Annotated in this window: 16 protein-coding genes; 10 read left to right on the top strand and 6 right to left on the bottom strand. The window is 70.0% G+C overall.

Annotated elements, in window-relative coordinates; all coding sequences use genetic code 11:
- Nucleotides 1-7 precede the first annotated feature (7 nt).
- The 3 genes from IE241_RS18710 to IE241_RS18700 all read right to left on the bottom strand — a co-directional run bounded on the left by IE241_RS18710 (nucleotide 8) and on the right by IE241_RS18700 (nucleotide 3,294).
- The gene (locus IE241_RS18710; protein WP_190022937.1) at nucleotides 8-802 is read right to left on the bottom strand and encodes an enoyl-CoA hydratase/isomerase family protein; all 795 of its coding nucleotides are present in this window, start codon (nucleotides 800-802) and stop codon (nucleotides 8-10) included.
- A 298-nt stretch (nucleotides 803-1,100) separates the two neighbouring features.
- Complete coding sequence (locus IE241_RS18705; protein WP_190022936.1) at nucleotides 1,101-2,309, bottom strand: adenylate/guanylate cyclase domain-containing protein; 1,209 nt, start codon at nucleotides 2,307-2,309, stop codon at nucleotides 1,101-1,103.
- A gap of 91 nt (nucleotides 2,310-2,400) precedes the next feature.
- Nucleotides 2,401-3,294: a biotin--[acetyl-CoA-carboxylase] ligase gene (locus IE241_RS18700; RefSeq protein ID WP_190022935.1), complete on the bottom strand. Its 894-nt coding sequence runs from the start codon at nucleotides 3,292-3,294 to the stop codon at nucleotides 2,401-2,403.
- A 199-nt stretch (nucleotides 3,295-3,493) separates the two neighbouring features.
- On the opposite strand from IE241_RS18700, the gene IE241_RS18695 reads away from it, so the two are divergent.
- From IE241_RS18695 to IE241_RS18680, 5 genes are all read left to right on the top strand, one after another.
- On the top strand, nucleotides 3,494-5,083 hold the full coding sequence (locus IE241_RS18695; protein WP_190022934.1) for an acyl-CoA carboxylase subunit beta: 1,590 nt from the start codon (nucleotides 3,494-3,496) through the stop codon (nucleotides 5,081-5,083).
- Between the two features lie 10 nt (nucleotides 5,084-5,093).
- Nucleotides 5,094-5,303 (top strand): acyl-CoA carboxylase epsilon subunit, encoded by a 210-nt coding sequence (locus IE241_RS18690; protein ID WP_190022933.1) that lies wholly within the window; start codon nucleotides 5,094-5,096, stop codon nucleotides 5,301-5,303.
- 127 nt (nucleotides 5,304-5,430) lie between these two features.
- Nucleotides 5,431-5,559 carry a morphogenic membrane protein MmpB gene (gene mmpB / locus IE241_RS34645; protein WP_268254417.1) on the top strand — a complete coding sequence of 43 codons (129 nt, stop codon included), beginning with the start codon at nucleotides 5,431-5,433 and terminating at the stop codon, nucleotides 5,557-5,559.
- Nucleotides 5,560-5,657: 98 nt separating this feature from the next.
- Complete coding sequence (locus tag IE241_RS18685) at nucleotides 5,658-7,121, top strand: peptidoglycan D,D-transpeptidase FtsI family protein (protein ID WP_190022932.1); 1,464 nt, start codon at nucleotides 5,658-5,660, stop codon at nucleotides 7,119-7,121.
- A 31-nt stretch (nucleotides 7,122-7,152) separates the two neighbouring features.
- A complete protein-coding gene (locus IE241_RS18680) occupies nucleotides 7,153-7,770 on the top strand; it encodes a Maf family protein (RefSeq protein WP_190023204.1) in 618 nt (205 codons plus the stop codon).
- Here the strand turns inward: IE241_RS18680 and IE241_RS18675 are convergent.
- Nucleotides 7,767-8,075, bottom strand: a complete 309-nt coding sequence (locus tag IE241_RS18675) for a hypothetical protein (protein ID WP_190022931.1) — start codon at nucleotides 8,073-8,075, stop codon at nucleotides 7,767-7,769. The two genes, IE241_RS18680 and IE241_RS18675, sit on opposite strands and share 4 nt — an antisense overlap.
- 16 nt (nucleotides 8,076-8,091) lie before the next feature.
- Nucleotides 8,092-8,520 carry a hypothetical protein gene (locus IE241_RS18670; RefSeq protein WP_190022930.1) on the bottom strand — a complete coding sequence of 143 codons (429 nt, stop codon included), beginning with the start codon at nucleotides 8,518-8,520 and terminating at the stop codon, nucleotides 8,092-8,094.
- 123 nt (nucleotides 8,521-8,643) lie between these two features.
- Here IE241_RS18670 and IE241_RS18665 point away from each other — a divergent pair, with 123 nt between their 5' ends.
- The 4 genes from IE241_RS18665 to IE241_RS18650 all read left to right on the top strand — a co-directional run bounded on the left by IE241_RS18665 (nucleotide 8,644) and on the right by IE241_RS18650 (nucleotide 11,170).
- On the top strand, nucleotides 8,644-9,477 hold the full coding sequence (locus IE241_RS18665; RefSeq protein ID WP_190022929.1) for a helix-turn-helix domain-containing protein: 834 nt from the start codon (nucleotides 8,644-8,646) through the stop codon (nucleotides 9,475-9,477).
- Nucleotides 9,474-9,731, top strand: a complete 258-nt coding sequence (locus IE241_RS18660; protein ID WP_190022928.1) for a DUF397 domain-containing protein — start codon at nucleotides 9,474-9,476, stop codon at nucleotides 9,729-9,731. The genes IE241_RS18665 and IE241_RS18660 overlap by 4 nt, the downstream gene beginning before the upstream one ends.
- A 48-nt stretch (nucleotides 9,732-9,779) precedes the next feature.
- Nucleotides 9,780-10,346, top strand: a complete 567-nt coding sequence (locus IE241_RS18655) for a DJ-1/PfpI family protein (protein WP_190022927.1) — start codon at nucleotides 9,780-9,782, stop codon at nucleotides 10,344-10,346.
- A 68-nt stretch (nucleotides 10,347-10,414) separates the two neighbouring features.
- Complete coding sequence (locus IE241_RS18650; RefSeq protein ID WP_190022926.1) at nucleotides 10,415-11,170, top strand: IclR family transcriptional regulator; 756 nt, start codon at nucleotides 10,415-10,417, stop codon at nucleotides 11,168-11,170.
- 14 nt (nucleotides 11,171-11,184) lie between these two features.
- On the opposite strand, the gene IE241_RS18645 is transcribed toward IE241_RS18650, so the two are convergent.
- Nucleotides 11,185-11,625 (bottom strand): hypothetical protein, encoded by a 441-nt coding sequence (locus IE241_RS18645; RefSeq protein ID WP_190022925.1) that lies wholly within the window; start codon nucleotides 11,623-11,625, stop codon nucleotides 11,185-11,187.
- Nucleotides 11,626-12,107: 482 nt separating this feature from the next.
- Here IE241_RS18645 and IE241_RS18640 point away from each other — a divergent pair.
- Nucleotides 12,108-12,346 (top strand): biotin carboxylase N-terminal domain-containing protein (locus IE241_RS18640; RefSeq protein WP_308433712.1); only part of this gene is annotated, 239 nt, incomplete at its 3' end.

Below are 12,346 nucleotides of genomic sequence, written 5' to 3'. Positions count from 1 at the left end.
CACGCGCCTAATAACCCGGCCACTCCGGCCGACGCTTCTCGTTGAAAGCCGCCACGCCCTCGGCCCGGTCGGCGGAGAAGGCCACCGTGCGCCAGGCCGCGTCCTCGACCTCCAGACCGGCCCGCAGGTCCAGCCCCTGCCCGAGCCGCAGCGCACGCTTCGCCGCCCGCAGCCCGACGGGGGAGTTGGCGGCGATACGCGCGGCGAGGGCCAGCGCCTCCGCACGATCCTGCCCCTCGTCCACCAGCTGATCGACGAGCCCCAAGTCCCGCGCTTCCTCGGCCTCCACACGCCGCGCACTGAAGATCAACTCGGCAGCACGGGCAGCCCCCACCCGGCGCGGCAGCAGCTGTGTCCCCCCACCCCCCGGAATCACCCCCACCGAAACCTCGGGCAGCCCCACCACAGCGGTCGCGTCCGCCACGATCACATCGCAGGAAAGAGCCAGCTCGAACCCACCGCCCAGCGCGAACCCGTGCACGGCAGCGACCGTGGGCATCGGCAGTTCCAGCACACCCGTATAAGCAGCCCGGGCATGCGGCCGCTGCCGCCCCAGATCGGCATCGGTGAAGGAGTTGCGCTCCTTCAGATCGGCCCCCACACAGAAGGCCCGCTCATGGGTGGAAGTAAGAACGACAACCCGCACGGAATCATCGGCAGCCAAAACAGCCGTGGCCTCGGCGATCCGGGAAGCCATCTCACTGGAGACCGCGTTCATGGCCTTGGGCCGGTCAAGTACGAGCTCGGCCACATGGTCATGCCGCCGGACGACGACCCATTCTCCGAAACGCTGCTCACTCATGGCTCACCCTCCGGGGTTAACACAGGTAAACGTGCCGGACCCGATCATGCCGTGCGCCACCCGGCAGAGCCATACCCACCCGCTCACCCGTCAAGGAACGCAAGGAACACACAGGCTGAGGGCGAACGACGGCGGGAGGTGACGGGGGCGCAGGGGTGGGGGTCCGGGGCGCTGACGTGTATTTGTGGCGCCTGGTGCCGGGTGCGCATGCGGCGGGGCTGAGGGCGCCGTAAATATACGGCCCCGGACCCCCACCCCGGAGCCCCCGGCACCGGCACCATGCGCCGTCAGCCGGCCCCTACGACTGGCCGCCCCGACGGCTCAAAAGCCAGGGCTCGACCATCCCCAGCCCCCGAACAGGCCGCTGCCACATCGGCTGCAGCGCAAACCGGTACCCCGCAGCCGCCTCGTCCCCCTCACCCACATCCGCCTCCGACTTCGGCGCATCCCCGCTCCGGGTCAGCTCCTCCGCCAGCGCCTGGTCGACCAGCACCGCATCCTTCGGCGCTATCGACGTCAGCCGCGACGCCAGGTTCACCGTCGTGCCGAAGACGTCGCCCATCCGCGTCGTCACCGTCCCGAACGCGATTCCGACGCGCAGCTCCGGCATCGTCTCGTCGTGCGTCATGGTCTCGATGAGGCGCAGCCCGATCTCGGCGGCGGTCCCGGCGTCATCCGCCGAGTAAAGAACCTCATCGCCCAGCGTCTTGATCAGCCGCCCGCCGTGCGCAGCCACCAGATCGGCCGCAGTGGTCTCGAAGGCCTCGACGAGCTCGCCGAGCTCCTCCTCTTCCAGACGCCGCGTCAGACGCGTGAAACCCACCAGATCGGCGAACCCGACCGCCAGCCGCCGGTCGACCATCTCCGCATCATCCTGGGCCTGAACCACCCGCCCGGTGGCCGCGGCCAGCTGCCGCCGCCACACGTAGATAAGGAACTCCTCCAGCTCGGGCAGCAGCAGCTCGACGAGCGGGTACGTGATCTCCGTCCGCGTCATGCCGGGTTCCTGGGGCTCCGTCAGGCCCTCCAGGAAGGAGTCGATCTGCCAGTCGGCGAGGCGCGCCGTGGTCTGCCCGGTGGACCGGGCGACCTGCACGGCCATCGGCTCGCTGAGCAGCCCGGCCTCCACGAGACCGGCCAGCCGCCGCAGCGCCAGCACGTCGGCCTCGGTCAGCGCCTTGGCCTGCCCGATGTCGGCGAAGCCCATGGCCCGCCAGAAGCGCGAGGCGAGGTCCATGGACACGCCGGCCGCGCGGGCGGCCTGGAAGGGGGTGTAACGACGCTCCGCGCCGAGGATCAGCGATTCGAGCTGGAGCGCGATCGGGTCGCCGCCCTCGTCGGCGCCCTCGTCGCCGTACTCCTCCTCGACGCCGTCGGGCGCAGCCTCGGCACGAGGCCCGGCTCCGGCACCGTCACCAGCTACGGCACCGTCACCAGCGCCGGCCCCGGCACCGTCCTCGCCCGTAGCCCTCACGGCACGGGAGGTTCCCCCACCGTCGGCGGTCACCGCCCGCCCCCTGTCCGATCCGTGCGCACTGCCCTGCCGATCACTGCTCGCTTAGGTTCTGGGCACAACGATACGACAGGTGTGCCGTAGCTCACTCTTCTGACGGCGCGGGGCGTACGTGAACGATGTCGCCGGCGCCCACCGGCTGCTGCACCCCGTCGGCCGTGGCGAGCACCAGCCGCCCGTCCCCGTCGACGGCCACGGCCTCCCCGACCAGCTCACGGCCACCGGGAAGTTCGGCCCGCACATGGCGCCCGAGCGTGGCGCACCCGGCCGCGTACGCCTCCTGCAGGCGGCTCTGCGCCGGATCGCCCGCCGCGTCGCGCCACCGGCCGTACCACTCCTCCAGCGAACGGAGTACGGCGCGCAGCAGCGGATCGCGGTCCAGGACCTGCGCTCCGGCCAGGGCCAGCGACCCCGCCGTCGGTACGGGCAGCTCGTCGGCCCGCAGCGAGACGTTCAGCCCGATGCCGACGACGACCGCGTCACCGCTGCGCTCGGCGAGGATCCCTCCGGCCTTCCGCTCCTCCCCGCCCACGTTCACCAGCAGGTCGTTGGGCCACTTCAGCGCCGTGTCGACGCCGGCCGCCCGGGACAGCGCGGCCGCCGTGGCGACGCCGGCGAGCAGCGGCAGCCAGCCCCACCGCTCGACGGGCACGTCCGGGCCGGGCCGGAGCAGGACGGAGAAGAAGAGGCCGGACCGCGGCGGCGCCGTCCAGGTCCGGTCGAGCCGCCCGCGCCCGGCGGACTGCTCCTCGGCGACGAGGACGGCCCCCTCCGGCCCGCCGGCGGCCACGAGGTCGGTGTTCGTCGAGCCCGTCCGCCCCACCACGTCCACCGAGGACCACAGCGCGCCGGGCCGCAGCAGCCCGCGCCGCAGCGCGGTGGCGTTGAGCGGCGGCCGGTCGAGATCGGACCAGCGGCCGCCGGCGGAGCCCGGAGAGCCGGAACCCGGGGTGTCGGAAGAGGAATCAGGAGGCGTCATAAGAGCCACCATAGGAGGGAAGTGGAGGCAAAACGGTGTGGCCAACGACGCACTGCCGCAGCGCACCCGCGCGGATACGCTACGGACCGGTAGCACCGATAGCGCCGATAACACCGTTCAGCCCATAGCCAGCCTCAGTTCATCAGCCTCAGTTCATCCTCAGCCAGCCCACCTCTGGACGAGCAGGAGCCGCATCCCGATGTCCGAGCCGGAATACGACATCCACACCACCGCGGGCAAGCTCGCGGATCTGCAACGCCGGATCGAGGAGGCCACGCACGCCGGCTCCGCGCGTGCCGTGGAGAAGCAGCACGCCAAGGGCAAGCTGACCGCCCGCGAGCGCATCGAACTCCTCCTGGACGAGGGTTCCTTCGTCGAGCTGGACGAATTCGCCCGGCACCGCTCGACCAACTTCGGCATCGAGAAGAACCGCCCGTACGGGGACGGCGTCGTCACCGGCTACGGCACCGTCGACGGCCGCACGGTCTGCGTCTACTCCCAGGACTTCACGGTCTTCGGCGGCTCGCTCGGCGAGGTCTACGGCGAGAAGATCGGCAAGGCCATGGACTTCGCGCTGAAGACCGGCTGTCCGATCATCGGCATCAACGACGGCGGCGGCGCCCGCATCCAGGAGGGCGTGGTCGCCCTCGGCCTCTTCGGCGAGATCTTCCGCCGCAACGTGCACGCCTCGGGCGTCGTCCCGCAGATCTCCCTGATCGTCGGCCCCTGCGCGGGCGGTGCGGTCTACTCCCCCGCGATCACCGACTTCACGGTGATGGTCGACCAGACGTCGCACATGTTCATCACGGGCCCCGACGTCATCAAGACCGTCACAGGCGAGGACGTGGGCTTCGAGGAGCTCGGCGGCGCCCGTACGCACAACTCCACCTCGGGCGTGGCGCACCACATGGCGGGGGACGAGAAGGACGCCATCGAGTACGTCAAGGCGCTCCTGTCCTACCTCCCCTCGAACAACCTCTCCGAGCCCCCGGCCTTCCCCGAGGAGGCCGACCTGGAGGTCTCGCCCACCGACAGCGAGCTCGACGCCCTCATCCCGGACTCGGCCAACCAGCCGTACGACATGCACACGGCGATCGAGCACGTGCTGGACGACGGCGAGTTCCTGGAGACCCAGGCCCTGTTCGCGCCGAACATCATCACCGGCTTCGGGCGCGTCGAGGGCCGTCCGGTCGGCATCGTCGCCAACCAGCCGCTGCAGTTCGCCGGCTGCCTCGACATCAACGCCAGCGAGAAGGCCGCCCGCTTCGTCCGCACCTGCGACGCCTTCAACGTGCCGGTCCTCACCTTCGTCGACGTGCCCGGCTTCCTCCCCGGCACCGACCAGGAGTACAACGGCATCATCCGCCGCGGCGCCAAGCTGATCTACGCGTACGCGGAGGCGACCGTCCCGCTGATCACGGTGATCACCCGCAAGGCCTTCGGCGGCGCGTACGACGTCATGGGCTCCAAGCACCTCGGCGCCGACCTCAACCTCGCCTGGCCCACGGCCCAGATCGCCGTCATGGGCGCGCAGGGCGCGGTCAACATCCTGCACCGCCGCACGATCGCCGCGGCGGAGAGCCCGCAGGAGCAGGAGGAGCTGCGGGCGAAGCTGATCGCGGACTACGAGGACGCGCTGCTCAACCCGTACGCGGCCGCCGAGCGCGGCTACGTCGACGCGGTGATCATGCCGCACGAGACGCGCCGGCACATCGTGCGGGGCCTGCGGGCGCTGCGCGACAAGCGTGAGGCACTGCCGCCGAAGAAGCACGGCAACATCCCCCTCTAGGAGGCTGTCGGTGATCAAGGTAGTCCGGGGCAACCCGACCCCCGAGGAGCTCGCCGCCGCCCTGGCGGTGGTCCAGGCCCGCGCGGCAGCGGGGAGCGCTGCCGCGCCCGAGGCGGGCGAGGCCCGCCCGGAGTGGTCGACGCCGGCGCGACGCCTGACCGCGACGCGCATGCCGCAGGCGGGCCCGCGGGCGTGGCGCACGACGTACTGGCCTGCATAAGAAGTACGGAAGGGAGCGGGCCGCAGTAGCGGCCCGCTCCCCGTACGCGCCCTTGCGGCACACCGCCCCCGGCGATTGAGTACGCGTACTCAGGCGCGCCGCACCCCCCGGCGGGACCATGGTGGGGATGCTGTGGTCAGACCCGTCCGACGAACCCCCCGAGGAGCTGCGCGAGGCGCAGGCGATGCTCCGCCGGGCCGGTCTCGTGCTCGCGATCGGCATGGTGATCGCCTTCATCATCCTCGGCGTGGGCTGAGCCACAGGAAACGCACAGTTACGGGCCCTCTGCAACCAAACCCTCCCCACCCGCATCATCGCTAGTGAAATGCCGCGAACCGGGGAGTGCGTCACACCATGAACAAGCCCGTGCGCCATATATCCGTCTTTGTCGGAGTGCTGGTCCTGGCCCTGCTGGTCCAGGCGACCTGGGTCCAGTTCGTCCGCAGCGACGAGCTGTCCAACCACAAGGACAACAAGCGGGTGAAGATCGCCTCCTTCGCCCAGCCCCGCGGCAACATCATCGTCGGCGGCCAGCCCGTCACCGGCTCCAGCGAGACCACGGGCGACTACAAGTACAAGCGCACGTTCAAGGACGGCGAGATGTACGCCCCGGTCACCGGCTACTCCTCGCAGCTCTACGGCAACAGCCAGCTCGAATACGTCAACAACAAGCTGCTCAGCGGCACCGACGACAAGCTGTTCCTGCAGCGCACCACCGACATGCTCACCGGCAAGAAGCCCCACGGCGGCGATGTGGTGACGACCATCGACCCCAAGGCGCAGAAGGCCGCCTTCGAGGGCCTCGGCAAGTACAAGGGCGCCGTCGTCGCCCTCGACCCCCGCAGCGGCAAGATCCTCGCCCTCGCCTCCACGCCCTCCTACGACCCCTCGGTCTTCGCGGGCAACACGCTCAAGGACCAGGAGGCGTACAAGAAGCTGGAGGCCGACAAGGACAAGCCGCTGGTCAACCGGGCGATCAAGGAGCGTTACCCCCCGGGCTCCACCTTCAAGATCCTCACCGCCGCGGCCGCCCTCGAACACGGCATCGTCACCGACATCAACGCCAAGGGCAGCGCCCCGGTCCCGTACCCGCTGCCGCTGAGCACGACCAAGGTCCGCAACGACGTCCAGACCGAGGAGTGCGTCAACGGCTCGCTCAAGGCCGGCCTCCAGTGGTCCTGCAACAACGTCTTCCTCGACCTGGCCGACAAGCTGGGCAAGGACAAGATGCGCGAGACCGCCGAGAAGTTCGGCTTCAACAACAAGGACATCTTCATCCCCAACGGCACCGTCGAGAGCATCTACCCCAAGAACCTCGACCGCCCGCAGACCGCCCTCACCGGCATGGGCCAGGGCAGCCTCGACAGCACCCCGCTGCAGATCGCGATGATGACCGCCGCCCTCGCCAACGACGGCAAGCTCATGAAGCCGTACCTGGTCGAGGAGCTCCGCGACCCCAACCTCAACACCCTGGAGAAGCACAAGCCCGAGGTCATGTCGCAGGCCGTCTCCGCCGACACGGCGAAGAAGGTCCAGCAGATGATGGAGAACACCGCCCAGAACGGCACCGGCAAGAAGGCCCTCATCGACGGCGTCACCGTCGGCGCCAAGACCGGCACCGCCCAGCACGGCGTCAACAACGAGAAGCTCCCGTACGCCTGGTTCGTCTCCTACGCCAAGCAGGCCGACGGCTCCCCCGTCGCCGTCGCCGTCTTCATCGACCCCGAGGGCTCCGGCATCGACCGCGACGAGATCTCCGGCGGCGGCCTCGCCGGCCCGATCGCCAAGAAGGTCATGCAGGCCGTGATCACCAAGTAGCGCCGGGGAAGAGGGACGGCGGTTGTCTACGATGGCGGGCATGACCCCTCAGCGCCGCCTCGTCCTCGCCTCCCAGTCCCCCGCCCGCCTCGGCCTGCTCAAGGCCGCCGGGCTGCGGCCCGAGGTGATCGTCAGCGGTGTGGACGAGGACGCGCTCACCGCCCCGACCCCCGCCGAGCTGGCCCGCGTCCTCGCCGAGGCCAAGGCCGACGCGGTCGCCGCCCGGCCGGAGGCGGCCGGGGCACTGGTCGTCGGCTGCGACTCCGTCCTGGAGCTGGACGGCCAGGCCCTGGGCAAGCCGGACGACGCCGAGGACGCCATCGCCCGCTGGAAGTCGATGCGGGGCCGGTCCGGGATCCTCCGGACCGGCCACTGCATCATCGACACGGCCACGGGCCGCCGGGTGTCGGCGACCGCTTCCACGACCGTGCGCTTCGGGGAGCCCTCCGACGCCGAGATCGCGGCCTACGTCGCGACGGGTGAGCCGCTGTACGTCGCGGGCGCCTTCACCCTCGACGGCCGCTCCGCCCCCTTCATCGAGGGCATCGACGGCGACCACGGCAACGTCATCGGCCTCTCCCTCCCCCTGCTCCGCAAGCTCCTCGCCGAGCTGGGGATGTCGATCACGGAGCTGTGGGCGAGCGCCTAGAGCCCCGGCAGCAGCCCGGTGACCGGCGCGAGGAGCCCGAGGACCGGGTCGAGGGCCTGGCCGGCCTGACCCAGCTGGTTCAGCTGGTTGAGCTGATCGAGCTTGCCGAGCTGATTCGTGGCCCCGGGGTAGATGCTGGTCGCCGGTTCCTCCCCGGGCGGGCCGGGCGCCGGTGCCGGCGGGGCGATGACGGGTCCCGCGTTCGAGGTGGGCGGTTGCGGCATGGGAGCAGCCGTGGCGGCGGTGGCGGTCAGGGCGAACGCGGCTCCGGTCAGAGCGGCGGCGGCAACAATGCGCTTCATCATGACCGCCCCAACGAGGTCATGGCGCCTCGGTCACCATTCCTTCCGCCACTCGGGGGGCGCACCCCAGAAATGCACGGGCGGTACTGAGCAGAAGAAGCGTGTGCACGAGTCGCCCGTCCGGGGTGGGTACGCAGTACCACGAGAGGGGCCATGTGGCCCCGTAAAGCGCGGGAATGAGTACGTAGTCGAGCCGTTCGACGCCTTCCGGCCACGAGCGGCCGGAGATGCTTCCGGGGTTCATGAGGAAGCACATGGCCTTGCCGTTGTTCGCTTCCGCGATGATCGGACCGGGCCGGCCGCGGGTGAGCATGGCCATGGCATTGGCCAGACGGCGGCCGTCGTTGCCGCGGATGCGGATGGCGTCGAAGTGGACGCCTGTCTTGCGGAGTTGGTGACCGGTGGCAGGCAGCCAGTCGATTTCGGTCACATGACCTTGCTGGTTCATGTGACGAGCATCACTGATGGCCGCTAGGTTTTCCATCACGGAGCGTGGACTGTTGTTAACAGTGCGCCGCAGTCGAACGTTCCTTGACCGTAGTTGAGTCAAGTGGAAGGCGGGGGCCGGGGAATGGCGAGCCAGGAGAACAAGGACCGGGCGTCAACGGCGGCACAACTGACGTCCGACATCGTGCGGTTGCTGCGCAAGCTGGCGGGCATGACGCAGGAAGAGCTGGCTACTCAGATCGGCTACACCGGCTCAGCGGTCAGTGCGTTGGAAACGGGCGCCCAGCCTGCGAACGAGAAGATGCTGGACCGCCTAGAGGGCGTCATCGGCTGCGGCATGGGCATCTTCACGGCGGCGAAGAAGTATGTGCGGCTGGACAAGTACCCGACGCATTTCAAAGACTTCGCGCGCCTTGAGCGGGAGGCGCTGACGCTCTGCACGTACGAGAACTTCGTGGTCGACGGGCTGTTCCAGACCGAGGAGTATGCCCGGGCGCTCATTGGCGGCGGATATCCACCACTGCCGGAGGTCGTCGTGTCCGAGTTGGTCGAGGCTCGCATGGAGCGCAAAGCGGTATTCGACCGCGATCCGACGGCACTGATCGAGATGGTCCTCGAAGAGTCCGTGCTGCGCCGCCCATTTGGGAGCTGGGACATCATGCGCGGGCAGCTGAACCATCTCGCCGAGTACGCGCGACGCCCCAATGTCAACATTCAGATACTGCCCATGGACCGCGGGCTGCGGGGACAGCACGCGGGCGCCGAAGGGCCGATGAAGCTCGTGCAGACTCCGGACCACCGCATGTTGGTCTATTTGGAGGTGGAGGGCACAAGCAACCTGATCAGCGACCCGCCCGAGGTGACCCGCCGCTTCCACCGCTATGCGAAGATCCGCGCACAAGCCCTCGGCCCGGACGAATCGCTGGGCCTTATCGAGCGGTTGGCGGGAGAGCTATGAGAGCAACCTTGCGTTGGCGCAAGTCCAGCTACAGCGACTCCAGTGGCGGCAACTGCCTGGAAGCTGCCCTCGACTGGCGCAAGTCAAGCCACAGCGACGACAGCGGCGGGGACTGCGTCGAAGTCGGCAGACGTCCCGACCGCGCGCCGGTCCACATACGGGACTCCAAGAACCCCACTGGACCCACCCTCATCCTCAACCACTCCACCTGGGCAAGTTTCCTCGGACATGTCAAGGCGCATATTCCGGTGTAGGCCGGAAGCCATCCGGCTACGTCTCCTACCCCCGAGGAGCCCGCAGCCATGCCGAGAATCCTGATCACCACCGGTGACGCCGCCGAGGACCTGGAGGTCCTCTACCCCTACCAGCGCCTGCTGGAAGAGGGCTACGAGGTCGACATCGCCGCCCCCACCGTGAAGCAGCTCCAGTTCGTCGTGCACGACTTCGTCGCGAGCTTCGACACGTACACGGAGAAGCTCGGTCACAGCTGGCCCGCGGACGTCGCGCTGGCGAACGTGAACCCGTCGGACTACGCCGCGGTCGTCATCCCCGGCGGCCGCGCGCCGGAGTTCCTGCGGCTGGATCCGGACTTCCAGCGGATCATCAGGTCGTTCTTCGCGCAGAACAAACCCATCGCGCACATCTGCCACGCCGTGATCGCCCTGACGCCGCTGGGCGTCCTCAAGGGCCGCCGCACGGCGGCCTGGCCGGCGTGCAGGCCCGACGTGCAGCTCGCGGGCGGGACCTTCGTGGACGCCGAGGCCGTCGTCGACGGGAACATGGTGTCCGCGCGGGCGTGGAACGACCAGCCCGCGTGGATGCGGGCCTTCGTGGAGCTGCTCCGCGAAAAGGCGCCGGTCAAGAGCTGACCACTCCTGTGCGAGGCTGGGAGGTCCGCCGACAGCCCGCCCAGCCTCGAAGGGAACCCGAGCCTCCCATGTCCCAGTCCGTGGACCGCGCCCTCGACGTACTGGACGCCGTCGCCGCATCCCCCGGCCCGGTGACGGCGAAGGCGCTGGCCAGAAGCCTGCAGTGCGGCCTGTCCACGGTGTACGAGATCCTCGGCACGCTGACCGCCCGCGGGCATCTGGTCCGTACCGCGGGCGGCTACACCCTCGGCTACCGCGTCCCCGCCCTGCACCAGGCCTTCTCCCGGCAGATGCAGCTGGACGACGCCGTCCACGCCCTTCTCCTCAAAGCGCGGCGCGAGGCGGGCGCGGACACGTACTTCAGTACGTACCGCAACGGGGACATCGCCGTCCTCGCCGCGAACGCCGCCGAGCCGTCGACAGGCGGCTTCAGCGTGGGCCGGGACCTGGACGGGCACGCGACCGCCCACGGCAAGGTGCTGCTCTCGGCGCTGCCGCGGGCCGCCCGCATGCGCTACCTGACCGGCACCGGGATGCGGGCGATCACGCCGCGGACGATCACCTCGCCGGACCGGCTGGACGCGGAGCTGCGGCGTGTGCGGCGGGAGGGGGTCGCCGTGGAGGTCGAGGAGTGCGCGCCGGGAGTGGCCTGCGTGGCGGTGCCCGTACCGGCCCTGCCGGGCGGGCGGGCCGCGGGCGGCGGCATGACGGCCGTGTCGGCCGCCCTCCCGCTGGAGGACTTCCGGCGGGGCAGACGGCAGCTGACGGAGACGCTGCGCCACGTGGCGGCCGAGGCGGCGAAGTTGGCGGCGCGCCGGCGCTGAACGTCGGCCGCGCGTCAGCGTGAGGCGGGGGCCGCCGCCTCCAGCGGCTGACCCCAGCGGTCCGGGTCGTACGCCATCAGCGTCCACACGATCAGGGCGAGGACGACCATGACGGCCGCGAACGCGCCCCAGCCGACGAGGCCGACGCAGAAGGCGCCCAGCAGGCCGTGGACGACGCCGCAGGTGATCAACAGAATCCTTCCCGCGACCCGCGGCGGGCGGTCGTACAGGGCGGCGCGGAGGGCGACGACGGCGCACAGGAGCAGGTAGAGGGCGAAGAGCCCGCCGGCGATCCAGGCGGCGAGGGCCATCAGGCCGGGGTCGCTGCCGGCGACGGACATGTGCTGGCGGCGGACGACGACGCCGAGGATCCAGTTGATCAGGGCGATGCCCAGGCCCTCCACGACGAGGGCGAGCGCGGCGAGGCCGACGACAGGTCTGCGGAACCGGGTCATCGGCCACCCCCTCGCCCGCCCCTCCGCGGGCGATTGCCGCGAGTTACCGCGGGTACGTACGTCTGGAAGGACGCTACTCACGGGTAGAAGTACGGGCAAGGGGTCGGCGCGAGATCGCGCCCGGATCCGCGCCGGATGCCCGCCCGGACGCCCGCCCGGATCCGCCTCCGGACCCCCTTCGGGGCCCGAGCCCGGCCGACCGGCCCCCGGGCCGGTTCCCGCACACGCAAACTTTGGGCCACCCCTTCGTAGGGACTCGACAAAGAAAGCTCTTTCCCGCCCGGCGCCGCGGGTCGAGAGCTCTGCCACATGCAAAGGTCGGCAGAGACCCTCACACCCGGCGTACCGTGGGAGAACTGGGGACTTTGGCGCGCACACGGCCTCCGGTTCACGCTCCGTGTGGGCAAGCTCACCTCGGGAGTCGGCTCGGCACAGAGTGTCGCCAGTACCTAAACTCACCTTGTTTCAAGGAGGGAGCCATCGTGCGCAAGGTGCTCATCGCCAACCGTGGCGAAATCGCTGTCCGCGTAGCTCGCGCGTGCCGGGATGCCGGGATTGCCAGTGTGGCGGTCTACGCGGATCCGGACCGGGACGCGCTGCATGTCCGCGCTGCTGATGAGGCGTATGCGCTGGGCGGTGACACCCCGGCGACGAGCTACCTCGATGTGGCCAAGGTGCTTGCCGCGGCGGCCGAGTCGGGGGCGGATGCCATTCACCCCGG

Source organism: Streptomyces hiroshimensis (genome assembly GCF_014650335.1).
Lineage (GTDB): Bacteria > Actinomycetota > Actinomycetes > Streptomycetales > Streptomycetaceae > Streptomyces > Streptomyces hiroshimensis.
Note: the sequence above shows the minus strand (reverse complement) of the source record. Positions and strands in the feature narration are given on the sequence as shown.

Coding starts and splice junctions, on each gene's coding strand:
- IE241_RS18710 (WP_190022937.1), bottom strand. CDS start 802: ATGAGTGAGCAGCGTTTCGGAGAATGGGTCGTCGTCCGGCGGCATGAC.
- IE241_RS18700 (WP_190022935.1), bottom strand. CDS start 3,294: ATGACGCCTCCTGATTCCTCTTCCGACACCCCGGGTTCCGGCTCTCCG.
- IE241_RS18695 (WP_190022934.1), top strand. CDS start 3,494: ATGTCCGAGCCGGAATACGACATCCACACCACCGCGGGCAAGCTCGCG.
- mmpB (WP_268254417.1), top strand. CDS start 5,431: ATGCTGTGGTCAGACCCGTCCGACGAACCCCCCGAGGAGCTGCGCGAG.
- IE241_RS18685 (WP_190022932.1), top strand. CDS start 5,658: ATGAACAAGCCCGTGCGCCATATATCCGTCTTTGTCGGAGTGCTGGTC.
- IE241_RS18680 (WP_190023204.1), top strand. CDS start 7,153: ATGGCGGGCATGACCCCTCAGCGCCGCCTCGTCCTCGCCTCCCAGTCC.
- IE241_RS18675 (WP_190022931.1), bottom strand. CDS start 8,075: ATGATGAAGCGCATTGTTGCCGCCGCCGCTCTGACCGGAGCCGCGTTC.
- IE241_RS18670 (WP_190022930.1), bottom strand. CDS start 8,520: ATGAACCAGCAAGGTCATGTGACCGAAATCGACTGGCTGCCTGCCACC.
- IE241_RS18665 (WP_190022929.1), top strand. CDS start 8,644: ATGGCGAGCCAGGAGAACAAGGACCGGGCGTCAACGGCGGCACAACTG.
- IE241_RS18660 (WP_190022928.1), top strand. CDS start 9,474: ATGAGAGCAACCTTGCGTTGGCGCAAGTCCAGCTACAGCGACTCCAGT.
- IE241_RS18655 (WP_190022927.1), top strand. CDS start 9,780: ATGCCGAGAATCCTGATCACCACCGGTGACGCCGCCGAGGACCTGGAG.
- IE241_RS18650 (WP_190022926.1), top strand. CDS start 10,415: ATGTCCCAGTCCGTGGACCGCGCCCTCGACGTACTGGACGCCGTCGCC.
- IE241_RS18645 (WP_190022925.1), bottom strand. CDS start 11,625: ATGACCCGGTTCCGCAGACCTGTCGTCGGCCTCGCCGCGCTCGCCCTC.